Genomic DNA, 23,347 nt, shown 5'->3' on the forward strand with positions numbered 1-23,347 from the left:
GTTAAGAAAGTCAACAGAAAATCATAAAAAATTTAAAATTTATTTTGAATTGCTTTTTTCGCTATTTTCTTTCCGTTTATAATAGCTGTCTCTAATTATGAAAAAGACCGCTAGCGCTATAATCAAGATCATAAGTACCAAGGTAAATCCATTAGTATTGTTCTGGTATATTCCTATTGAAAAACCAGCTAAAAGAACGAAAAGATAAGTTAGTTTGGAAAGCCTCATGAGAATCCCCCATTATTTGATCTGTTTATTATATCACAAGCAGATCATTTTACGTAATATAAAAAACCTTCGATCTATTAAAAGTTATGATATAATTCCATTTCGTTAGTCTATACAGAGAAAATAAAATACAGGGGGAAGATTTTTTTGAAAGGATCATTAAAAGCACGGTTATTTCTATTATTCCTTTTGTTAACTGTGGTTCCATCAATTGTTATTTGTTCGATAATCATGGCAAAAACAAATGAAAGCTTTAGCGATATTATGTCAGATAATCAGCAAAAGACAAAACAAATGATAGAGCAGCAACTGGAAACAAAAATGAATGAGTTATTGGAGTTAACAAATATTTATGCTGACAATGAGCAGCTAGTAGAAGCATTTGCTGAAAAAAACCGCAGTAATCTGGACCAGTTAGTCAGACCAATTTTTGAAAGGGTCCAAATCGAACATGACTTGGACGTATTTGAATTAGGTTCAGAAGATGGATCAGTTTTTTACAGAGGTCACAATCCTGAAAAATTTGGTGACGATAAAAGTGGTAAACAAGCGATCCAGGCTGCATTAAACCAGCAGGCAGTGGTTGGTTTTGAATCAGGAAATAGCGGAATAACGATACGAGCGTTCGTACCAGTTATCTCGAACAATCAAGTGATTGGAACATTACAGACAGGCTTGCAAACAGAAGCTGTAAATTCAATTGCTATATCATTAGAAGGGGTACATATAAAAAGATTAAATGAAAAAGGTGAAGTCATCACGGCGTCTGCCTCTGCAGAAAATGAAATTGTCAGCACCGAGGATCAGAAGAATATTTCTCGGGCATTTAACCAGGAAAATGTGATTAGTAAAAATGATGATAAATGGAAGTATTATTTACCACTTTTCGATCCTACGAATACAGATGTCGTTAGTGTGATTGAAATTTCAGAAGATGTCAGCTTTATTCAAGCTATTAATAACGATATATTGCAGAGCATTCTTTGGATTGGTCTCATAATGATCATGATTATTGGGATTGCCGCATGGCTTATCAGTGATAGTTTTACTAAGCCGATTAAGCAAGTGACTGCAATGATGCAAAGTATAACAGAAGGAAAATTAACAAATCAATGGACAGGCAGGAAGAGAACAGATGAAATTGGTGTGCTTATTAACGGGATGCTCCATACACAAGAAAGTTTACGAGTGATGATTGAGAAAGTTCAGCACTTGTCACATTTTGTCATAAATGAAACGGTCAAATTAAACGAGACATTTACGGAAATTGATCATAGCAGTGAGCAAATCGCCACAACGATGGACCAAATCGCAACCGGAACTCAAGTGCAGGCAGAAACCACAGCCGAAATTTCCGGCAAGATGGATCAGTTTACAAGTAAGGTAAAACAAGCCAATAAAAGTGGAGAATCTCTGTATCAATCTACAGAAAAACTTAAAAATATTACTGATAATGGAAATGATCTGATGCAGCAATCAATTACGCATATCAAACAAACGAATGAAAATATAAAGGAAAGTGTTTCAAAAGTAAAGGGATTAGAAAATCAAACAAAGGAAATTTCTATTATCATTCAAGTGATTCAAGGTATTGCGGAAAAAACAAATCTTTTGGCATTAAATGCTGCTATTGAGGCAGCAAGAGCAGGTGAAGAAGGAAGAGGTTTTGCGGTAGTAGCGGATGAAGTTAGAACATTATCCGAACAAGTTTCGCATTCGATTGTCGAAATTACGACCATTTTGGAAAATTTGCAATTCGAATCATCCAGTGTCGCGATGTCATTATCAGAAGGCTATGAAAAGCTGATGCAAGGTACTGATACAATAGGAGACACAGGAATAGCATTCGAACATATCCAGCATGCTGCAGTTTCAATGGTGGATCGGATTGAAACCATTTCTGATAGTCTGAGCCATATTGCGGACACAAGCAGTGAAATCTCCAGCTCCATTGGGAATGTTGCAGCAATCTCGGAACAATCAGCTGCAGGCATTGAAGAAACATCTGCCACTGCTTCCCAATCCAGTCACTCCATTCATGCTATTATGCCTATGCTCAACAGATTGGAAAATTTATCGAAAGAATTAGAAGCAATAGTGAAGAGATATCAGGTTTAAATTTAAAAGAGGAAGGGACGAATGAATTGCCCACCCTAATCCGAGCAATGATTGATCAGATTATTTGTTTTTCTGAAAATCGGACCTTTCATCCTCTATTTAATTTTAGCTTCCTACTTTGGAAGAGAGACTTTCAAGTGGAGTTGATGTTCATACCCAAAACTTAACTTAAATGATGATGTATTAACAGGATGACATTCGTTCCACTTATTAGTTTAGGAAACCCTTATAAGCTGGGGAAAATGCGAGACTCCTGTAGGAACAGCGCGAGCTGAAGATCCACTTGTTAAAGCGGGTTTCTTTAACAAGTTAGCTGAAGCCGTGCCTACGGAAAGCGAGTATTTTCCCCAGCGGTGTGCTATCAGTATCTAAATTAGTACATTAGTGAATGACACTTGAGTATTTTTTGTTCGGTTTTTAAATTAACTAGTTGTTATGTCCCTGTCCTCATTATTTTTTCAAAAAAGGATTATAAGAGTGAGATTAGGGTATAGAAATATAGTTTTGACTCAAGATAAAACTTCCACTGTTAATGGACTTGAGTCTTTTTACTATTAAATCTATAATAGTAATAATAAGATAAAATAAGGTAGGTGAAATAATGCAAGAAGAAAAAGAAAAGGTTATTATTTTTCCAAAATGGAAAAATAACTTAGAACATGAAGCCAAAAAAGCTATGGAGGGGCGTGACTTTCAAACAGCTTTTTCCTATTTTCAGAAACTGACGGAAAATGGTGTCGAGTCTCCAGAAGTATTAACAGGTAAATTAATTTGTATGATGGAGCTGAACATGGAGGAAGAAGCAGAAGAGTTATGTGAACAGCTCATCGCCAAGAAAGACAACCATTATTATTCTTACATACATATTTATGCGACATTACTTTTTCAAGCAAGTAAATACAATCAAGTCATGTACTTAATAGAAGATGTATTAGAAGAACAAGTCCCCTCACAAGTTAGTGGTCAATTACATCAAATGTATCAGCTCAGCAAGGAATTGCAGCAGCAAGTGGATATACAGACAAAACAGGAAGTGCTTCAGAAATTGACAGAAGCAATCAAAGAAAAGAATGACCGTCAGCAATGGTATATGGTGAAGCGGTTGCTGTATCTTGGAAGCCAAGAAGATATCTCTTTGTTAAAAGAAATGCTCGTCAATCGTGAAATTCATCCTGTTGTAAAGACGGCTATCCTGGAGTATTATATTGATAACAACTTAAATGGCAGGATACATATTGAAAAGTTTCATTTAGAGGAAGCGATCGATCTACATAATGCAGAAGTTATTCCTGAGAAATTTTTATCAGGTATTTATAAAAATCTGGAACACTTACAACAAAATGACCCGACAAGTTTTCAGATGATCCAGTTTATCTTACAAAGGTTCGCCTATGTCTACACACCCTTTTTACCCCAGGAAGATAATTATTCATTATTTGCCGAGACATTAGAATATTATGTTAGTCAAAGCTATCAATTCGAGGTTGATGAGGTTCATCATTTAACAAAAATAAAAGATCAATACATAAAGATGATCGGTGTGTCAGAAACATTGTATGGTTCCATTCTGGAAGTGTAAAAGTGGCTGTTGCTTGCCAATTGACTTGGGGCAAGCAGCACGCTTTATATAACTAAGCCTTTTTTCTTCGCATCTTGATCCAGTGAAGATCCGATCGCTATACCAACCCCAATTCCAATTGGTATTCCTAAGGCAATGTTATCAAATATAGATAAACCAAAGACAACACCAAGGCTTGTTCCAATTGCCATAAAGGTTCCCATATAATAACCGCTTGGTACACATTTATGTCTTTTCATTAAATGAGACTTCGCATTGGAAATGGTTTGCTGAAAATCTCTTACTTCCTCATCAGTTGGATCAATTTGCATAATTTTCAGTTGATTTTCAATATCTTCTAAGAATCTCTTGCATTCCTCACATTCTGTTTGAAACTGTTCTAATTTATCAATAATATTTTTTGTTTTATCAGAATTAATGCTGTCATTTAAAGCTTCCAATAAATGGTTAAGATGACTCATATCTATCCCCTCCGCTGTATTCTTACTTATTTATACGTATTAACAAACGTATTGGTTTCATCAATTACATTCCCGTAAATAACAAGAGGAGGTTTGAAATGGATCGAATCAGTGTGATACGTGAATCTGAAAAGCAATATCATGATTACTGTTACCAACAACATCAATTGTTTGAAGAAGGTTCATGGTTGCATAAGCCTGTGAAAACAGTGTTAGAATTACTCCCGCTTCTCGCACAGAAAAATAAGCCTGCTGTACTGGACTTGGGAGCAGGCGTTGGACGCAATAGTATTCCGCTTGCCAAGCAGTTAGGCAGTAGGGTTGTTTGTGTGGATTTATTAGACAGTGCTTTAGAAGGATTGAAAAACTATAGCAGAAAATACAAAGTTGAACACCTTATCGAACCGGTAAAAGCAGATTTAGATAATTACTTCATTACACCAAATCAATATGATCTGATTATAGCCATATCAAGTATAGAGCACACCAGCTCTGAAGCGAACTTTGATCAGCTGCTGAAAAGCATGATAAAAGGGACGAAATGTGGTGGCATGCATTGTCTTGTTGTCAATTCAGATATAGTTGAGTACGATATCGATTCTGAGGTAGAATTAGAACCAATGATGGAATTGAATTTCAGTGCAGAATATCTTCTGGATAAGTTCGATCATTTCTATCAAGGATGGCTTGTGCGAAAGAAAGACATAAAGCAGTTAGAATTCGAAATTGCCAGAGACAATAGAAAGATATTGTTAAGAACAAAGGCAATTACATATGTTGTCACAAACGCTAATTAAGTGAGGTCTTAATTTATTCAAAACTGTAAGAAGGAGTGAAGAAGATGACAACCGTTTGTTTTGTAAGACATGGAGAAACAGATTGGAATGCAGCAAAAAGAATCCAGGGTGTTACAGATATTCCCTTAAACGAAAAGGGAAAACGTCAGGCAAGAGAGTGCCGGGATTATTTACAAAGTGAAAATTGGGATGTTCTGATTTCAAGCCCGCTGCAAAGAGCCAAAAAAACGGCTGAAATTATTAATGAAGTATTACAATTACCATTATATGTGATGGATGATTTTATTGAACGTTCATTTGGTGATGCAGAAGGAATGACGGTGGCAGAAAGAGAAGAGAAATTTCCTGACGGGAATTATCCCAACCATGAAACGAAAGAAGCGTTGGAAGAGAGAGTTCATAAAGGAATGGCTAAACTGCTGGAAAATCACCCGGAGAAGCGAATACTGCTTGTGGCTCATGGTGCGGTTATTAATACTATTTTATCCATCTATTCTAACGGGGAGATCGGTTCTGGTAAGACATTATTAATGAATGCATGCCTTAACAATTTAGAATATGCCGAAGAACAATGGAAGATTCACAACTATAATGTAATTGACCATCTAACCGAAGGAAAAAAACGGGAACATGCAGAAAAATAATGAAGGAAGCGAAGGGTGCTTTTTTCCCTTCGCTCATTTGTTTTTATAAATTCTCGGCAGATAAAACCGTATGTTCTAATAATGTAGCAATTGTCACTGGGCCGACTCCTCCCGGGACTGGAGTAATAGCGCTGGCAATACCATAACATGATTTATAGTCAACATCACCAATATTCCCTTTATTATAACCAGCATCAAGAACGATTACACCTTTCTTCAGCCAATCCCCTTGAATGAATTCAGGTCTTCCAACAGCTCCGATAACAATATCGCCCATCTTCAATATCTCTGCTAAATTTTCTGTTTTTGAATGACATGTCGTTACAGTTGCATCTTCATTAAGTAATAGAGCAGATACAGGCTTCCCTAATATTGGGCTTCTTCCAACTACGACAGCGTGTTTTCCTTTGATTGGTATATTGTAATAATTTAAAATTTTTATAATGGCAGAAGGAGTGCATGAAGGGAAGTGTCCGATACCAAATGCTGTTTGTCCATAACCGCTGCTTGTCACACCATCTACATCTTTTTCTGTGTTTATTGCTTCAAATGCTTGTCGTTCGTTTATATGCTCTGGGACAGGGTGCTGAAGTAAAATACCGTGAATAGAAGGGTCAGCATTTAATCGCTCAATAGAGTTAATAAGCTCATTAGTGGTTAGTTCTATGGGCAAGTGGACACGGACAGACTTTATACCTATCTCTTCACATGCCTTTCCTTTCATTCTGACATAAGTTTCAGACGCTGGATTATCACCAACAAGAATTGTAGCAAGGCATGGGACGACATCTCTTTGCTTTAATAACTTCACACGACTCTTGAGATTTGCTTTCATTTCATTCGAAACAACAGTACCATCTAATATGATCGGCTTCATATAATCCCTCCTGAAAATATAAAAAAGAGATAAGAACGTAAATGTTCTTATCTCTGCCCAGACGACCCGACTTTAGAAAATATAGCTCCCTTGTGGTTGATTCCACAAATGTCGTCAGTTGCTATATCCTGGTTATTTAATCTCATATTAACACAACTAATTTACGTGTCAACCCAAATATTGGATGAAAAATATAGAATAAAATGTATATTATTTACACAACATCTGCTGAACTGTTATAATTACTTGCTTTTTCTTTCCCTATATAGTAAATTCCATGTAGTAATCAAATAAAATAAATCACAATCGCACCTGCATTATAATTATTGAATGCATCCACATTTATGTTATAATAAGATGGTTGCAATTTGCGTTCGGACTAGTACAAAGTGTTTATTGAATGAACGTCAAATATACAGATTTATTTATGTTGGAGGGAATTAAGAATGACAGCAAAATGGGAGAAACAAGAAGGTAATGTCGGCGTACTTACAGTTGAAGTAGACGCAGACAAATTTGATAAAGCACTAGATCAAGCTTTTAAGAAAGTGGTAAAACAAGTACAGGTACCTGGCTTCCGTAAAGGGAAAATGCCTCGTGGTATGTTTGAAAAACGCTTTGGTGTAGAATCACTTTATCAGGATGCAGTAGATATTATTCTGCCGTCAGAATATACAAATGCAATTGATGAAACTGGTATTGAACCAGTAGATCAGCCAGAAGTAGATATCGAACAAATCGAAAAAGGCAAAAACCTTATCTTCACTGCTAAAGTTACGGTTAAACCTGAAGTTAAACTAGGTGAATATAAAGGCCTGGAAGTGGAAGCTGAAAACACGGAAGTTACAGATGAAGATGTGGAAAATGAACTAAAACAACTGCAAGAACGCCAGGCGGAGCTAGTTGTCAAAGAAGAAGGCGAAGTAGAAAACGGTGATACTGCTGTTATCGATTTCGAAGGATTCGTTGATGATGTGGCATTCGAAGGTGGTAAAGGTGAAAACCACTCATTAGAAATTGGTTCAGGTTCTTTCATTCCAGGTTTTGAAGAACAATTAGTTGGTAAAAAAGCAGGAGAAGAATTAGACGTAAAAGTCACTTTCCCTGAAGAATACCATGCAGAGGATCTTTCTGGAAAAGAAGCAACATTTAAAGTGAAAATCCATGAAATTAAAGCAAAAGAATTACCGGAATTAGATGATGAATTTGCTAAAGATGTGGATGATGAAGTAGAATCTTTAGATGAGTTAAAAGAGAAAACGAAGAAACGTCTGCAGGAGCAAAAAGAAACAGAAGCAGATAACAATAAGCGTGAATCATTAATTCAGCAAGCTTCAGATAACGCTGAAGTTGACATTCCAGAAGCAATGGTACAATCTGAATTAGATCGTATGCTTCAGGAATTTGAACAAAGATTGCAAATGCAAGGTATGACGCTTGAAATGTACTTCCAATTCTCAGGTCAAGATGAAAATGCGTTAAAAGAGCAAATGAAAGAAGATGCTGGTAAACGTGTGAAAACAAACTTGACGTTAGAAGCAATTGCGAATGCAGAAAATGTAGAAGTTACAGATGAAGATGTCGAAAAAGAATTAGAATCAATGGCTTCTATGTATAAAATGGAACTAGATCAAATTAAGCAGGCACTTGGTGGAAATACTGCAGGCTTAAAAGATGATCTTAAGTTCAGAAAAGCAATTGATGTCCTTGTAGATAACAGCAAAACAAAATAAATCCACAATGAGAAAACAAGGTGCAATTATGTGCCTTGTTTTCTCTCACATTAACCTTTATTACATATACTAATCAAAATCATGACAGCGAAATTTTTGCGTTTTGAAATAGATTCGCCATATAATACATATACTACATATTATATTTACCTGTTTTATCTGAACTCAGGATCGAACCATTTGTGTTTTACATAAAAGGTTGGTAAGCTATAAAAACATAACAATCTGCTCTTAAAGGTTTTTGCTTTTGTATTTTGTTACAATTTGGTATGATTGGCTAAAGATAAGGAAATGCCACCATATCGAGAAATAATGATATTTTTGAACAAGGGGTGAATGGCATGTATAAGTTTAATGAGGAAAAAGGTCAATTAAAGTGTTCATTCTGTGGAAAAAGTCAAGACCAGGTCCGGAAATTAGTAGCAGGACCAGGCGTTTATATATGTGATGAATGTATCGAATTATGTACGGAAATTGTGGAAGAGGAACTTGGTACAGATGAAGAAGTAGAGTACAAAGATATTCCAAAGCCACAGGAAATCTGTGATATATTAGATGACTATGTAATCGGACAAGATAAGGCAAAGAAAAATCTGGCTGTTGCTGTATACAACCACTACAAACGAATTAACACACCGAAAGCGAAAGATGAAGTCGAATTATCCAAAAGTAATATTGCCATGATCGGGCCTACTGGTAGTGGGAAAACATTACTTGCACAAACATTGGCACGTATTTTGAATGTTCCATTTGCCATTGCTGATGCGACTTCTTTAACAGAAGCGGGTTATGTCGGTGAAGATGTAGAAAACATTTTATTAAAATTAATCCAGGCAGCTGACTATGATGTAGAAAAAGCAGAAAAGGGCATTATCTACATTGATGAGATTGACAAAGTTGCACGGAAGTCCGAGAATCCTTCCATTACACGTGATGTATCAGGTGAAGGGGTTCAGCAGGCGCTATTGAAAATTTTGGAAGGTACGGTAGCAAGTGTGCCTCCACAAGGTGGACGTAAGCATCCACATCAGGAATTCATTCAAATCGATACAACCAATATCCTGTTTATTTGTGGTGGAGCGTTTGATGGAATTGAACAAATTATTAAACGCCGACTTGGTAAGAAAGTGATTGGTTTCGGATCTGAATCTGATAATCAGGAATTAGATAAAGCAACACTATTATCGAAAGTGCTGCCAGAAGATTTATTACGCTTTGGCTTAATTCCAGAATTTATCGGTCGTCTTCCTGTAATCGGAAGCTTAGAGCCACTTGATGAGTCTGCATTGATTCAGATTTTAACAAAACCGAAAAATGCCTTAGTAAAACAATATAATAAATTGTTTGATATGGATAATGTGGAACTGGAATTTGAAGAAGAAGCATGGAGAGAAATTGCGAAAAAAGCAATCGAACGTAAGACAGGAGCGCGTGGTTTACGTTCAATCCTTGAAGGCCTTATGTTAGATGTAATGTTTGAACTTCCGTCTCGTGACGATATTCAAAAATGTATCGTGACGAAAGAAACAGTTATTAACGAAAATGGCCGGCCAAAATTAGTTCATCATGATGGTACAGTCCTTGAAGAAGGAAAGCAAACGCCAAGAGAAAGTGCATAATGATAAGAAATCAGGAATCCCTTGTGTACAACAAGGGATTCTTTTATACTATATTTCAAAAGCATGTGTTGAATATGGGAATTTGGTAAATATATAAATAAAGAAGCAATTTTTTAACCAAACATACTTAACGATTTACAAAAAACAGTATTTTCTTTAAACTTATTTAAAAAGCGATACAAATTTCCCACGAAATACGGAATTTTTGATTAGGATGAACTGTGCGCCTATTATTTTCTAATGGATGAAATATAGGATAAAATATGCATAGAATGGAACTGCTAGGAATATTGTTGGAGGTGCCAAATGACAGAAACAAACTTTATACATATACCTTTACTGCCACTGAGAGGTTTAATTGTCTTCCCTGGAATGGTGATTCATTTAGATGTTGGCCGGGAGAAGTCCATCCAGTCATTGGAGAAGGCGATGATGAATGATCAACAAATCTTCTTGGCAGCACAAAAAGAAAGTGCCATTGATGAACCAGATGTAAAGGATATCCATCATTTAGGGACAATTGCAAAAGTAAATCAAATGTTGAAATTGCCTAATGGTACGATGCGAGTATTAGTGGAAGGTATACAGCGTGCACAGATTAAAAAGTTTATCAATAAGAAAAAACAATTTTTTGTAGAGATTGAGCGGCTGGAAGATGAGCATGATGACCTGCAAGAAGAAGAAGCACTTATGCGGACATTACTTGCTCAATTTGAGAATTATTCACGTATTTCAAAAAAAGTAACAAAAGAAACATTAGCAAGTGTTATTGATATAGAGGATCCATCTCGCTTTTCTGATGTTATAGCTTCCCATGTGACACTGAAGATGTCTGATAAACAAAGTGTGTTGGAAACCGTTAATGTAAATGACCGATTGAATAAATTACTGGATATCCTTTCTAATGAAAAAGAAGTTTTGGAATTAGAACGAAAAATCGGGCAGCGTGTAAAGAAGTCAATGGAAGATACCCAAAAAGAATATTATTTAAGGGAACAAATGAAAGCAATCCAGAAAGAACTTGGAGACAAGGATGGCAGAACAGGTGAAATTGCTGAATTGAAGCAGCAATTAGTAGAAAAGGATTTACCTGAGCGGATTCAAGAAGTTGCATTGAAAGAATTAAGCCGTTATGAGCGAGTGCCGCAAAGTTCTGCGGAAAGTTCGGTTATTCGAAATTATCTTGACTGGATAATTGCACTGCCATGGAAGGAAGAAACAGAAGACAACCTGAATGTGCAGCATGCGGAAAAGGTTTTGAATGAAGACCATTATGGGTTAGAAAAGGTAAAAGAGCGTGTATTGGAATATTTAGCTGTTCAGCAGTTAACCAAATCGTTAAAAGGGCCTATTCTCTGTTTAGCAGGACCACCAGGTGTTGGGAAAACTTCATTAGCAAGATCAATTGCACGATCCATAAACCGTAACTTTGTCCGAATTTCACTCGGTGGTGTAAGAGATGAGGCTGAGATAAGAGGACACAGACGGACATATGTCGGTGCAATGCCTGGTCGGATTATGCAAGGGATGAAGAAAGCAAAAACAACTAACCCTGTCTTTTTATTAGATGAAATAGATAAAATGTCCAATGACTTCCGTGGTGATCCATCTGCAGCGATGTTAGAAGTGCTGGACCCTGAGCAGAACAATACATTCAGTGATCATTATTTAGAAGAAACATATGATTTATCTAATGTTATGTTTATTGCAACTGCCAATAACTTAGCAACAGTGCCGAGGCCGTTACTTGACCGAATGGAAATTATAAATATAGCTGGATATACAGAACACGAAAAAATGCATATTGCAAAAGAACACCTTTTACCAAAACAAATGAAAGAAAACGGTTTGAAAAAGGGTAACCTTCAAGTCCGTGATGAAGCATTATTAAAGTTAATCCGTTTATATACAAGAGAAGCGGGAGTGCGTGGACTGGAACGCCAATTAGCTTCTGTATGCAGGAAGGCTGCCAAAATTATTGTTTCACAAGAGAAGCAGCGTGTCGTTGTGACAGAAAAACAACTGGAAACAATATTAGGAAAACCAAAATTCCGCTATGGACTGATGGAAGAAGAAAATCAGGTTGGTGCAGCGACTGGATTAGCTTACACGTCAGCTGGCGGAGATATCTTATCTATTGAGGTAAGCCTGGCAAAAGGGAAAGGTAAGTTAACCTTGACTGGTAAACTTGGAGATGTAATGAAAGAATCTGCTCAAGCAGCATTCAGTTATATTCGCTCACGTGCAGACGAACTGAAAATCGATCCGAATTTCAATGAAAATTATGATATTCATATCCATGTTCCAGAAGGTGCAACACCAAAAGATGGTCCTTCTGCAGGAATAACAATGGCGACAGCATTAGTATCTGCACTAACTGGACGACCTGTTCGCAAAGAAGTTGGCATGACAGGAGAAATAACGTTAAGAGGCAGGGTATTGCCAATCGGCGGGTTAAAAGAAAAGTCACTAAGTGCCCATAGAGCAGGTATTACAACTATTATTATCCCGGCAGATAATGAAAAAGACCTTGAGGATATACCAGATACTGTTCGAGAGCAATTAACATTCATTCCAGTAGACCATTTAGACAAAGTGTTACAATATGCATTACTGGAGGGAAAAAATGAAGGTAAATAAAGCAGAGATAGTCATCAGTGCTGTCTCACAAAAACAATATCCAAACGACCAGTTACCGGAAATTGCGTTAGCTGGTCGTTCCAATGTAGGAAAATCATCGTTTATTAACAAACTAATCAACCGAAAAAACCTGGCAAGAACTTCTTCTAAACCTGGAAAGACCCAAACACTTAATTTTTATTTAATTAATGAGCTTTTTTATTTTGTCGACGTACCAGGTTATGGTTATGCGAAAGTATCGAAGAAGGAACGGGAAAAATGGGGAAAAATGATGGAAGAATATTTTTCTACAAGGGAAAATCTTAAGGTTACAGCACTTATAGTTGATATTAGACATAAACCATCGGAAGATGATGTAATGATGTATAATTTTCTTAAACATTATGAGTTACCTGTATTGGTCATCGCAACAAAGTTAGACAAAATTCCGAAGAACAAAAAAGGGACACATATCAAAAGAGTGATCGATACGTTAGAGATGGATCCTGATGATACATTAATTCCTTTCTCGTCTGAAACAAGTGAAGGAAAAGAAGATGTCTGGCATTTTATTGATCAAATAGTGAAATAATAAAAACCTGGCCGCAGCTTTTGCGGGCAGGTTTTTTTAATTAATCTGAGTGCCTTTATAATGTACTTGGATTAATTATTTCCGTTTTATTAATAAATAAGCTCCTAATCCAATCAAAACGACTGGCCAGAATTTTTCGATCCAGCTCATCAGCTCATGAATCCATACAAACCAGCCTGGCTGATTATCAACAAACATGGCAAATATGGAAATAGCCAGTAAAACAATTCCAGGAATGATGCCTTGTTTTGTTTTTGCAAAGCGAAGTAAGAAAGCAATGGAAATAATGAGTGTGTACATGCCCCAGTGATCAATCCAGAAAGAATAGTGATTTAAGCCATGAAAATGGATACCGAGCCCCAGTAAGACAACACCAGGAAAAATGCTCTTCTCTTCTTTACCAGAAAAAGAATTGATTAAAAATGCGGCACCAATTAATATTAATAAGGTAGGCCAAGAATAGAAATCAGTCAGTATCGGGAGCTGTAATTCACGCAGCAAAAAAAAGAGCCCGATACCTATAAGTAAATAGGCCAACAAACTGTTTTTTTTCATCCTGTATCTCCTCTAGATTAAAATAATTATTATGTTATATTGATTACTTGAATAAATAATGGGAATATGATAAAGTAACTATGTTATAAAAGAAATAAAGATAATTCTTCATTATTTTAACACAACTTTAGAACGACTGTTCATAAAATGATCACGATTTAACAAAGAAAACATGTTATAATATAGATACAAAGCGTGTTAGGCTTTTGTTTTTGGGGGTAGATATTGTGCATATCATAACAGCAGGGATAAATTATAGAACAGCGCCTGTTGAAGTGAGGGAAATGCTAGCTTTCCGTGAGGATACACTTGTAGAAGCAATGACAGAGTTGCAAGGCCGTAAAAGCGTTTTAGAAAATGTCATTCTTTCTACATGTAATCGTACAGAAATCTATGCAGTAGTTGATCAGCTTCATACAGGTCGTTATTTTTTAAAACAGTTTTTAGCAGATTGGTTTGGAATAGAGAAAGATGTGTTCGTACCACATTTAATTATTTATGAAAATGAAGCAGCTGTCGAGCATTTATTTCGAGTTAGTTGTGGCTTAGAGTCCATGATTATGGGTGAGACTCAGATATTGGGCCAAGTGAAAACGGCTTTTTTCGAAGCCCAATCAACTGGTGTTACTGGTACCATCTTAAACGAATTGTTTAAGCAAGCGATTACGATCGGAAAAAGAAGCCAAAGAGAAACAGATATAAATGAAAATGCTGTATCGGTAAGTTATGCTGCAGTAGAACTAGCCAGGAAAATCTTTGCAAATCTAAATGATAAGCATGTTGCCATCATTGGAGCAGGAAAAATGGGCGAATTAGCTGCAAAAAACTTGTTCGGATCTGGTGTTAATCAAGTAACAGTCGTAAACAGAACAATGGAAAAAGCTGTTCAGTTAGCAGCACAATTTAATGGTGTTGCGAAATCGACAGAAGAACTTGATGAAACATTAATCCATGCAGATATTGTGATAAGTTCAACCGGATCAGATAATTTCATTATTACAAAAGAAAAATATAAGCAAATTGAAAAGAAACGAAAAGGCAGACCATTGTTCTTAGTGGATATTGCGGTACCTCGAGATCTTGATCCAGGTTTGGCTGACCTGGATAATGTGTTCTTATACGATATTGATGACCTGCAAACAGTTGTTGATGCAAATCTGGAAGCTAGAAAAGAAGCAGCTGAAGAGATAGAAATCTGGATTGAAGCAGAGATCGTTTCATTTAACACATGGTTACAAACGTTAGGGGTTGTTCCAATAATTACTGCCTTAAGAGAACAGGCACTTTCCATTCAACAAGATACAATGAAAAGTATTGAGCGCAAAATGCCTAACTTAACAGAACGTGAACGAAAAGTACTCAATAAACACACGAAAAGTATTGTCAACCAGATGTTGAAACAGCCGATCCTGCAAGCAAAAGAATTGGCAGGCCAAAAAGATGCAGATGAGGCTCTAACGTTATTTAAAAAGATTTTTGATTTAGAAGATAAAGTGGAGAACAGTACAGATAAAATTGTTTCTTTTGAGAAATCAAATGAAAAAGCTTATCGTAAATTACAAAATGTTTCTACACGATAAAAGGATGATTCCTTTATGGTTCTGGAAAGATTGCTTCATGAGAGCATGCTCCTTTTGTATGCTGTAAGTGTTATTTTTTACTTTATAGATTTTCTATTTCACAACCGGAAAGCGAACAAAATCGCTTTCTGGTTCCTTGCTATGGTTTGGGTTCTTCAAACCATTTTTTTATTAATCGAAATTGTGGAGACATCTTCTTTACCAATACAGACATTTAATGACGGGTTATATACCTATGCCTGGATTGTTGTGACACTTTCATTAATGATTCACCGCTTTTTTAAACTGGAATTTTTCATGTTTTTTATGAGTGTTTTTGGATTTTTAGTGATGTTAATCCATTCACTTCATTCAGTAAAATTGACCGATTCTGCTCAGATTCCCAGAATGCTGAATGAATTGCTGTATGCTCATATTGTACTGGCTTTGGTTTCCTATGGGCTTTTTACAATCTCTTTTGTGCTTGCCTGTTTGTATTTTACCCAATATAAATTTTTGAAAGCGAAAAAAGGGTATAAATGGTTAAGGAGATTTCAGGATCTGGAAGGTTTGGAGAGAAGAGCATTCCACTTAATTGTTTTGGCTGAACCTACCTTATTGCTGTCGATTATATTAGGAGTGGTATGGGCATATATGACAAACGCCACCTTCTATTGGGGTGACAGTAAAACGGTCGGTTCCATTCTTGTTTTTATTATCTATGCAATGTATTTATACAATCGAACTCGAGGAAACTATAGAGGGAAACCAATTTTGTTATTAAATGTCATTGCATTTTGTTTCTTGCTAGTTAATTTTTTCTTATTTAATACATTGTCAAATTTCCATCTTTAGACACAGAAAGGGGCAAATATTGTGCGTAAAATTGTTGTAGGCTCTAGACGCAGTAATTTAGCTTTAACTCAGTCAGAGTGGGTGATTGAGCAGCTAAAGAAACATACAGGGGATAAATATTCATTCGAAATAAAGAAAATAGTGACAAAGGGTGATCAAATTCTCAATGTGACCTTGTCCAAGGTTGGCGGGAAAGGTCTGTTTGTAAAAGAAATAGAACAAGCAATGTATGAGAAGGAGATCGACTTTGCTGTGCATAGTATGAAAGATATGCCTGCAGTCATGCCAGATGGACTTATTATAGGTTCTATTCCCGTTCGTGAAGATCACCGTGATGCTTTTATTTCCAAGGATCACATCAAGTTAGCTGATTTACCAAGCGGTGCTGTTGTAGGAACAAGCAGCCTTCGTCGCGGTTCACAGATCCTGGCGGAACGACCTGATCTAGAAATTCAATGGATTCGTGGAAATATTGAAACACGTCTTAGAAAATTAAAAGAAGAGAATTATGATGCGATTATTCTAGCAGCTGCCGGAATGAAGCGGATGGGCTGGAGTGAAGACATTATCACACAATATTTAGAACCCGATATTTGTGTTCCTGCTGTAGGTCAAGGTGCACTCGCAATTGAATGCAGAGAAGATGATCATGAGTTAATCGAGCTTCTGCAGAAAATCAATCATCATTATACGGAACGTACGGTAACAGCGGAAAGAACTTTTTTACATCTGCTAAACGGTGGATGCCAAGTACCTATTGGCGGATATGCTTATTTAGAGGAAGATGAGATTGTGTTAACTGCTCTGGTGGCGAGTGGGGACGGCAAAACAGTTCTTAAAGAAATCGTGCGTGGAACAGATCCTGTTACAGTTGGCCGAGAAGCCGCGGAGAAAATGCAGGCTAAAGGAGCTCAAGAGTTAGTCGATAAAGCTCGTGAAGAGAATGAACAAGAATGATTGAACCGTTAAAAGGCCAGCGAATCCTGATTACAAGGGAAATACAACAGGCAAAACCGCTGGCAAAGCTTGTAGAGTTTTATGGCGGAACTGCCTGTATCGCTCCACTTCTCCGGTTTGAGCCAATCATAACAAATGATACAAATGATAAATTAAACCAACTGCAGGACAATTCCAAATGGCTTTTTTTCACAAGCAGCAATACGGTACGATTATTTGAAAACTACAGGGAAAAACTTGAAATTACCATCAACCTGAAAATCGCTTCCGTTGGGGAAAAAACTTCGCTTGCATTGAGAAACTATGGTTACTCTGTTGATTTTGAACCAACTGTTTACAGCGGGACCGCAATGGCGAAAGAATTTATTGCGGAATATGGCAAGGATCAGCAAGTAACCATCGTTTGCGGCGAAAGTGCCAGAGAGGAAATTCCGCAAATTTTATCAGAAAATAGTGTTTCTTTTGATAAATTAGTCATTTATCGTACAATAGAAAATGGAAAGTCAAAAGACATTTTGCATAATCATTTGGTGAAAGGTGTGGATGCCTGTTTATTTACAAGCCCATCTACTGTAAAAGCATTTGTTCATTTTTCCGGAATGGACCTGCTCAGAAAAGTGAAGGCTGGTACAGTTTGTGTGGCGATTGGGAAAACAACGGCCGATGCATTAAAAAAAGAACAATTTGCCCATGTGATTTATCCAGAAAAATACACAACAGAAGCAATGGTTGCTGCATTGATTGACTATAAAAAGGACGGTGAAGAAGATGACAGAGTTTAAGCGTCATCGAAGATTAAGAAACTCCGCTGGAATGCGTGCAATTGTGCGGGAGACAGAATTAAAAACAGCTGATTTAGTTTATCCGTTGTTTGTCGTTGAAGGAGATCATATTAAGAATGAAGTAAGCTCAATGCCAGGAGTTTACCAAATTTCATTAGATTACTTAGAGGAAGAAATAGACGAGTTGCTCAAGCTTGGTATTCCGTCTGTTCTCTTATTTGGTATCCCAGAAGAAAAAGATGAAGCAGGTTCGGGTGCATATGACCCAGAAGGAATTGTTCAAAAAGCAATACGCCAAATCAAACAGAAAACATCTGAATTGTTAGTAATTGCAGATACTTGTCTTTGTGAATACACTTCGCACGGCCACTGTGGTTTAATACATAATGGCGATGTGGACAATGATGCGTCATTACCACTTCATGTAAAAACGGCGGTAACACAAGCAGAGGCTGGTGCTGATATTATTGCGCCATCCAATATGATGGACGGCTTTGTTGCTGAAATTCGCCAGGGGTTGGATGAAGCAGGTTTTGCGCATATTCCTGTTATGTCTTATGCCGTAAAATATGCTTCAGCATTCTATGGCCCATTCCGTGATGCGGCGGACAGTACGCCACAATTTGGTGACAGAAAAACATACCAGATGGATCCTGCCAACCGATTAGAAGCAATGCGTGAAGCACAGTCAGATATCGAAGAAGGGGCTGATTTTCTGATTGTAAAACCAGCACTTTCCTATATGGACATCATTCGTGATGTGAAAAACAATCACCCTGTCCCTGTTGTTGCTTACAATGTCAGTGGAGAATATTCCATGGTAAAAGCAGCAAGTTTAAATGGCTGGATTGATGAAAGAGCCATCGTATTGGAAAAATTAACTAGTATGAAACGCGCTGGTGCAGATATTATTATCACATATTTTGCAAAAGATGCAGCGAAATGGCTGCAAGAAAATTAAGAGGAGGGAACATGAGGAATGGTAGCTAATCAAAAGTCAATTGATGCCTTTAAAGAATCAGTGAACTTACTGCCAGGTGGGGTTAATTCACCAGTCCGTGCTTTTAAATCGGTGGGGATGAATCCAATCTACATGGATCATGGCAAAGGTTCGAAGATATATGATATTGATGGAAATGAGTATATTGATTATGTCTTAAGCTGGGGTCCATTAATTTTAGGACATGCAGATGATCGAGTAGTAACAAAGCTGAAAGAAGTAGCGGAGAAAGGGACGAGCTTTGGAGCCCCCACGTTGCTGGAAAATGAATTAGCCCAACTTGTAATTGATCGTGTACCTTCCATTGAAATGGTCCGCATGGTGAACTCTGGAACAGAAGCCACGATGAGTGCACTAAGATTGGCGCGGGGCTATACAGGACGTAACAAAATTTTAAAATTTGAAGGGAATTACCATGGTCATGGTGACTCCTTATTAATCAAAGCAGGCTCTGGTGTGGCAACACTTGGTTTGCCTGACAGTCCCGGTGTACCAGAAAGTGTTGCCCGTCACACAATTACCGTTCCCTATAATGATATCGAAAGTGTACGATATGCATTTCGTGAATTTGGTGAAGATATTGCTGCCATTATTGTGGAACCTGTATCAGGGAATATGGGTGTTGTTCCGCCACAAGAAGGTTTTCTGCAGCAATTGCGTGAAATTACGAGCGAAAATGGTTCTTTGCTGATCTTTGATGAAGTAATGACAGGTTTTCGCGTTGGATATCATTGTGCTCAGGGACACTTCGAAGTAACACCTGACCTGACTTGTTTAGGAAAAGTAATCGGTGGTGGTCTTCCAGTAGGTGCATATGGCGGAAAACGGGAAATTATGGAGCGAATTGCCCCTGTCGGCGATATTTATCAAGCAGGTACTCTATCGGGAAATCCGCTTGCGATGACAGCAGGTTTAGAGACATTAAAAGCAATGACGATAGAGGCTTACGAGTCGATCAGCCAAAAAGTAGACCGATTAGTAGAAGGCTATAGAGATGCGGCAGATAAACATGGGATCTCTTTACAAATTAACCGTGCGGGTTCCATGGTGGGAGTATTCTTTGCTGATACAGATGTAGTGAACTACGAAACGGCTTCTTCCTCTAATGTGGAGCGATTTGCATTATATTACCGAACAATGATTGAAGAAGGTGTCTTCCTGCCGCCATCCCAGTTTGAAGGATTATTCTTATCAACTGCACATACAGATGAAGATATCGAGAAAACGATTCAGGCAGCTGACAATTCATTTGCAAAAATAGCAGAAAAATAATTCACAGCTTGTTGATCTTGAAAAAGGTCGGCAAGCTTTTTTTGTTATTGGTAAGCTGTGTTCTAACCTCCTGACTGTTATTGATTTTCCGTTTTTCATTGAAAAATTGAAACTAAATGACCAGGCTGTGGCTGCTTGGCTTTTTTTATACATATTCCCTACCTTTGCCTCATATATTTTAAAGAATGCTAGTTCGTTTGAACATAATGGAAGGGGGAACTATGTTGCAAGATGCTTACACTTTTACATTAAATGAAAACATAGCGTTTGATCATGACTATCCTATTAAGGAAATGCTGGGAATTGGTCTGGAACCTGTTCTTTCCATACAGGAGATGGGAGAAACATTATCCATCAGAGGAGTTATGGAATTAAAAGGGGAGTATATTATAAGTGAGGAAAGAGGTGGAGAGGAAGTAATCAATGGCCAGGATGTCGAGCGAATAGAAATGATGTCAGATGACCTGTGTGAATTTTTTCATAAATTCGTCATGGATATCTCTATTCCAATGGAGCGTGTTAACGAGGTAAATTCCGTTGTTGTAGATGTGGATCATTTTGATTATTCGATTGAGTCTGACCGCTGTTTATCAATTGAGGCGGTGTTGGCGATCAAAGGGTTAAGCCAAAATACAAGTGAAATAATTACAGCAGCAGAAGAAGAGCAGTTGCCACGATTCGAAACGGAAGAAAAAATTGACGAACCATTAATAGAGGAAGAAAGTTTTCAATTTGTAGTAAATGAAGAGCAGCAGCCTGAACCTGTCAATCAGGAAATTAATAATAATGTAACTCCATTATCAAATGAATTCAAGCAGGACAATGAACCAGCATTTGAGGAGCTACGAGAAGTATCAGATGATCAATCAGTAAGTGAAGAAATAGCAGAACAGACAGCAGAACAAGAAGCTGTAGAGGAAATAGAAGAAGTTGAGGAAGAAGTGAAGGAAGAGCGTTTACGTGTGCAAGCAAGAGCAGAAACGGAAGACACATCGTACTTATTAAATATTTTTGCAGAAGAAGAAGATACGGCATATACAAGACTTAAACTGTATATTGTCCAGCCGACAGACCAAATGACTTCCATTGCAGAAAAATATAATGTAACACCAAGACAGATTATGCGAACAAATCAGTTGGAAGACGAAGATTTGTCATCAGGTCAATTAATTTATATTCCGGTTACATCTGAGGAATAAATTTACAATCCCTTACTCAGGGATTTTTTTCTTTCTGATAATCGAATGAATGACAATATGGAGGAAACTTTCAGAAAAATGCCAAAAACAGGAGGTTCCGTATGGAATGGAAGGATATATTTGATACATACCGAATCCAGCCAAATTATATTGAACAGGTTTCTGAGAAAGTATATAAATTGAATACCAATTCACAAAATTACTGTCTTAAATTTACTTCTCTGACAGAAGATCAAATAGGTTACTGGAATGCGGTATACCGATATATTACTGAAAGGCAGGTATATGGTTTTGTTCCCGTAATATTAACCAAAGATAATCATCCATTATACTTAATGGATAGTCATGTAATGGTTATGTCCCCATGGGTAGATAACTTTCGTCATGATCGTCCTGCTGATGAATGGATTAATTTCTTTCACGGTCTAGGGAAATTGCACGGTTCCACTCTAGATCATACACCTGTCAGCTATACAGAAAATCAAATTTCAGAAATTCAGCAATTTTTCCGAAATGATAAAACTAGAAAGAAGGAAGAGTTACTTCAATATATCCGTTATTTTGAATCCAAACGGTATATGTCGCCATTTGAACTGCAAGCATGCATGCATTACCGAGATTTAGAATGGATGATGGAAGTTACTGAAAAATGGCAATCAGTCTATTTGGAATTATTAAAAGAAAAACAGAGCAGAAAAGCAGTATTGTGTCATGGTAATCTAGCTCCATCTCATTATACTTTATTACAAGATAATATTTACTTCTTCAATTGGGAATATGCCCGTATTGATTCCCCATCAAGTGATCTTGTCGTATATTTAAACAATTTATTTACCTATCATGATTGTGATATGAACAAAGTGTCAGATGGATTATCCATTTACTTTCAATATGTCCGTTTTCAAGATGATGATATATGTGAACTAATGTTTGATTTATTTAATTTAGAATCTTACTTTTCTTTACTAAATGAACATGTCAGCAATTCAAGTAAGGAAGAAATTCGCCAATCAATACAGCTTGAGAAAAGATATCGTCAGTTAGTATTTGCTAATCAGCTAGAACAGACACTATACGCTAAACTTCAAATGAATCAACAAGAATATTAGAACCATTCTAATTGGAAAGCGATAAAGATACCAATTAATATGCCAAGTAAAATAACATCGAATGTGGTAGGAATAAAGATGGTTCGGACACTTTGAAATATAACGATAGGCAAGGTGGATCTTTCACAGACAATGATACATTCTCGTGCCCATGGTGGTAAACGATAGCGATAATATCGACTCATCAAATCACCTCATTAAGTAATAGGTTAGGTAATATATGTTATGAGATAAGACCATGATTAGTGCAGAATAATTAGTTTTTGTAACAAAAAAGTAAAAAAAGTCCATGGAAAAGCAGGAAAATATAAAGAAATGTAGAAATTAAATATAGATGACAAAATATAGTAGACAATTTTCGCTTTTTTGGAGGTGTTTTGGCGATAATTCTATGTCTGGTTTTTTAAGGAGAGGCTATGCAGAAGTAGTTCTAGGCATAACAAGATTATTAATTATAACTAGAGAGAGAATATACAGTGTTCATTATAATTTCAGACAAATGGCAAACCTATTGTAAAGTAGGGACGCAAAGTTACAGATCCGGTATGCAGACGGATGGCTGAACTGCCTGGAATACAAACTACATGTATTTTAGGGAGGAATAAACAAATGGGAGAAGTTTTACAACTGGATTATGAATGGATCTACTTGCTATTGGAAGCAAAAGAAGCTGGCCTTACAGTAGACGAAGTAAAAGAATTTATAGAAAAAGAAAAATTAAAGGTACAGGAAATCGTCTAGCTGTACTTCTTATATATATTAATCGTTAAAAATCACTCCGTTTCGTTTTGG

At 36.9% G+C, this 23,347-nt stretch carries 21 protein-coding genes and 2 riboswitches; of the genes, 17 read left to right on the forward strand and 4 right to left on the reverse strand.

Features of this window, described 5'->3' with window-relative positions; translation table 11 throughout:
• The first annotated feature begins 375 nt into the window (after window positions 1-375).
• Both F9U64_RS11170 and F9U64_RS11175 read left to right on the forward strand, forming a co-directional pair.
• Window positions 376-2,346 (forward strand): methyl-accepting chemotaxis protein, encoded by a 1,971-nt coding sequence (locus F9U64_RS11170; RefSeq protein WP_153403402.1) that lies wholly within the window; start codon window positions 376-378, stop codon window positions 2,344-2,346.
• Between the two features lie 601 nt (window positions 2,347-2,947).
• On the forward strand, window positions 2,948-3,925 hold the full coding sequence (locus F9U64_RS11175) for a hypothetical protein (RefSeq protein WP_153403404.1): 978 nt from the start codon (window positions 2,948-2,950) through the stop codon (window positions 3,923-3,925).
• A gap of 44 nt (window positions 3,926-3,969) precedes the next feature.
• On the opposite strand, the gene F9U64_RS23000 is transcribed toward F9U64_RS11175, so the two are convergent.
• Window positions 3,970-4,386, reverse strand: a complete 417-nt coding sequence (locus F9U64_RS23000) for a hypothetical protein (RefSeq protein ID WP_228275675.1) — start codon at window positions 4,384-4,386, stop codon at window positions 3,970-3,972.
• Window positions 4,387-4,484: 98 nt separating this feature from the next.
• Between F9U64_RS23000 and F9U64_RS11185 the strand changes: the two genes are divergently transcribed.
• Window positions 4,485-5,183, forward strand: a complete 699-nt coding sequence (locus F9U64_RS11185; protein WP_153403406.1) for a class I SAM-dependent methyltransferase — start codon at window positions 4,485-4,487, stop codon at window positions 5,181-5,183.
• A gap of 44 nt (window positions 5,184-5,227) precedes the next feature.
• The gene (locus F9U64_RS11190; protein WP_153403408.1) at window positions 5,228-5,827 is read left to right on the forward strand and encodes a histidine phosphatase family protein; all 600 of its coding nucleotides are present in this window, start codon (window positions 5,228-5,230) and stop codon (window positions 5,825-5,827) included.
• A 43-nt stretch (window positions 5,828-5,870) separates the two neighbouring features.
• On the opposite strand, the gene F9U64_RS11195 is transcribed toward F9U64_RS11190, so the two are convergent.
• On the reverse strand, window positions 5,871-6,704 hold the full coding sequence (locus F9U64_RS11195) for a bifunctional 5,10-methylenetetrahydrofolate dehydrogenase/5,10-methenyltetrahydrofolate cyclohydrolase (protein ID WP_153403410.1): 834 nt from the start codon (window positions 6,702-6,704) through the stop codon (window positions 5,871-5,873).
• A 48-nt stretch (window positions 6,705-6,752) separates the two neighbouring features.
• Window positions 6,753-6,836: riboswitch (ZMP/ZTP riboswitch) on the reverse strand.
• A gap of 314 nt (window positions 6,837-7,150) precedes the next feature.
• Between F9U64_RS11195 and tig the strand changes: the two genes are divergently transcribed.
• The 4 genes from tig to yihA all read left to right on the forward strand — a co-directional run bounded on the left by tig (window position 7,151) and on the right by yihA (window position 13,267).
• Window positions 7,151-8,437 carry a trigger factor gene (gene tig / locus F9U64_RS11200; RefSeq protein ID WP_153403412.1) on the forward strand — a complete coding sequence of 429 codons (1,287 nt, stop codon included), beginning with the start codon at window positions 7,151-7,153 and terminating at the stop codon, window positions 8,435-8,437.
• A 341-nt stretch (window positions 8,438-8,778) separates the two neighbouring features.
• On the forward strand, window positions 8,779-10,056 hold the full coding sequence (gene clpX, locus F9U64_RS11205; protein WP_153403414.1) for an ATP-dependent protease ATP-binding subunit ClpX: 1,278 nt from the start codon (window positions 8,779-8,781) through the stop codon (window positions 10,054-10,056).
• Between the two features lie 306 nt (window positions 10,057-10,362).
• A complete protein-coding gene (lon, locus tag F9U64_RS11210; RefSeq protein ID WP_153403416.1) occupies window positions 10,363-12,696 on the forward strand; it encodes an endopeptidase La in 2,334 nt (777 codons plus the stop codon).
• On the forward strand, window positions 12,683-13,267 hold the full coding sequence (gene yihA, locus F9U64_RS11215; protein WP_153403418.1) for a ribosome biogenesis GTP-binding protein YihA/YsxC: 585 nt from the start codon (window positions 12,683-12,685) through the stop codon (window positions 13,265-13,267). Before lon ends, yihA begins: the two co-directional genes overlap by 14 nt.
• A 75-nt stretch (window positions 13,268-13,342) precedes the next feature.
• Here yihA and F9U64_RS11220 read toward each other — a convergent pair whose 3' ends face one another.
• On the reverse strand, window positions 13,343-13,822 hold the full coding sequence (locus F9U64_RS11220) for a LiaI-LiaF-like domain-containing protein (RefSeq protein ID WP_153403420.1): 480 nt from the start codon (window positions 13,820-13,822) through the stop codon (window positions 13,343-13,345).
• A 227-nt stretch (window positions 13,823-14,049) separates the two neighbouring features.
• Between F9U64_RS11220 and hemA the strand changes: the two genes are divergently transcribed.
• The 8 genes from hemA to F9U64_RS11260 all read left to right on the forward strand — a co-directional run bounded on the left by hemA (window position 14,050) and on the right by F9U64_RS11260 (window position 22,555).
• Complete coding sequence (hemA, locus tag F9U64_RS11225) at window positions 14,050-15,402, forward strand: glutamyl-tRNA reductase (RefSeq protein WP_153403422.1); 1,353 nt, start codon at window positions 14,050-14,052, stop codon at window positions 15,400-15,402.
• Between the two features lie 15 nt (window positions 15,403-15,417).
• Window positions 15,418-16,236, forward strand: a complete 819-nt coding sequence (locus F9U64_RS11230) for a cytochrome C assembly family protein (RefSeq protein WP_153403424.1) — start codon at window positions 15,418-15,420, stop codon at window positions 16,234-16,236.
• 21 nt (window positions 16,237-16,257) lie between these two features.
• Window positions 16,258-17,193 (forward strand): hydroxymethylbilane synthase, encoded by a 936-nt coding sequence (hemC, locus tag F9U64_RS11235; RefSeq protein WP_153403426.1) that lies wholly within the window; start codon window positions 16,258-16,260, stop codon window positions 17,191-17,193.
• Window positions 17,190-17,975, forward strand: coding sequence for a uroporphyrinogen-III synthase (locus F9U64_RS11240; RefSeq protein WP_153403428.1), 786 nt, complete (start codon window positions 17,190-17,192; stop codon window positions 17,973-17,975). The genes hemC and F9U64_RS11240 overlap by 4 nt, the downstream gene beginning before the upstream one ends.
• On the forward strand, window positions 17,962-18,936 hold the full coding sequence (gene hemB / locus F9U64_RS11245) for a porphobilinogen synthase (protein ID WP_194287342.1): 975 nt from the start codon (window positions 17,962-17,964) through the stop codon (window positions 18,934-18,936). The genes F9U64_RS11240 and hemB overlap by 14 nt, the downstream gene beginning before the upstream one ends.
• 18 nt (window positions 18,937-18,954) lie before the next feature.
• The gene (gene hemL, locus F9U64_RS11250) at window positions 18,955-20,247 is read left to right on the forward strand and encodes a glutamate-1-semialdehyde 2,1-aminomutase (protein ID WP_153403430.1); all 1,293 of its coding nucleotides are present in this window, start codon (window positions 18,955-18,957) and stop codon (window positions 20,245-20,247) included.
• Window positions 20,248-20,471: 224 nt separating this feature from the next.
• On the forward strand, window positions 20,472-21,446 hold the full coding sequence (locus tag F9U64_RS11255; RefSeq protein WP_194287343.1) for a LysM peptidoglycan-binding domain-containing protein: 975 nt from the start codon (window positions 20,472-20,474) through the stop codon (window positions 21,444-21,446).
• Window positions 21,447-21,547: 101 nt separating this feature from the next.
• Window positions 21,548-22,555, forward strand: a complete 1,008-nt coding sequence (locus tag F9U64_RS11260) for a phosphotransferase (protein WP_153403433.1) — start codon at window positions 21,548-21,550, stop codon at window positions 22,553-22,555.
• On the opposite strand, the gene F9U64_RS11265 is transcribed toward F9U64_RS11260, so the two are convergent.
• Window positions 22,552-22,740: a hypothetical protein gene (locus F9U64_RS11265; RefSeq protein ID WP_153403435.1), complete on the reverse strand. Its 189-nt coding sequence runs from the start codon at window positions 22,738-22,740 to the stop codon at window positions 22,552-22,554. The two genes, F9U64_RS11260 and F9U64_RS11265, sit on opposite strands and share 4 nt — an antisense overlap.
• Window positions 22,741-23,046: 306 nt before the next feature.
• Window positions 23,047-23,127, forward strand: a riboswitch (cyclic di-GMP riboswitch).
• A gap of 37 nt (window positions 23,128-23,164) precedes the next feature.
• Here F9U64_RS11265 and F9U64_RS11270 point away from each other — a divergent pair.
• Window positions 23,165-23,296 carry an anti-repressor SinI family protein gene (locus F9U64_RS11270; RefSeq protein ID WP_153403437.1) on the forward strand — a complete coding sequence of 44 codons (132 nt, stop codon included), beginning with the start codon at window positions 23,165-23,167 and terminating at the stop codon, window positions 23,294-23,296.
• The last annotated feature ends 51 nt before the right edge of the window (window positions 23,297-23,347 follow it).

It is taken from the genome of Gracilibacillus oryzae, from assembly GCF_009498735.1.
GTDB lineage: Bacteria > Bacillota > Bacilli > Bacillales > Amphibacillaceae > Gracilibacillus > Gracilibacillus oryzae.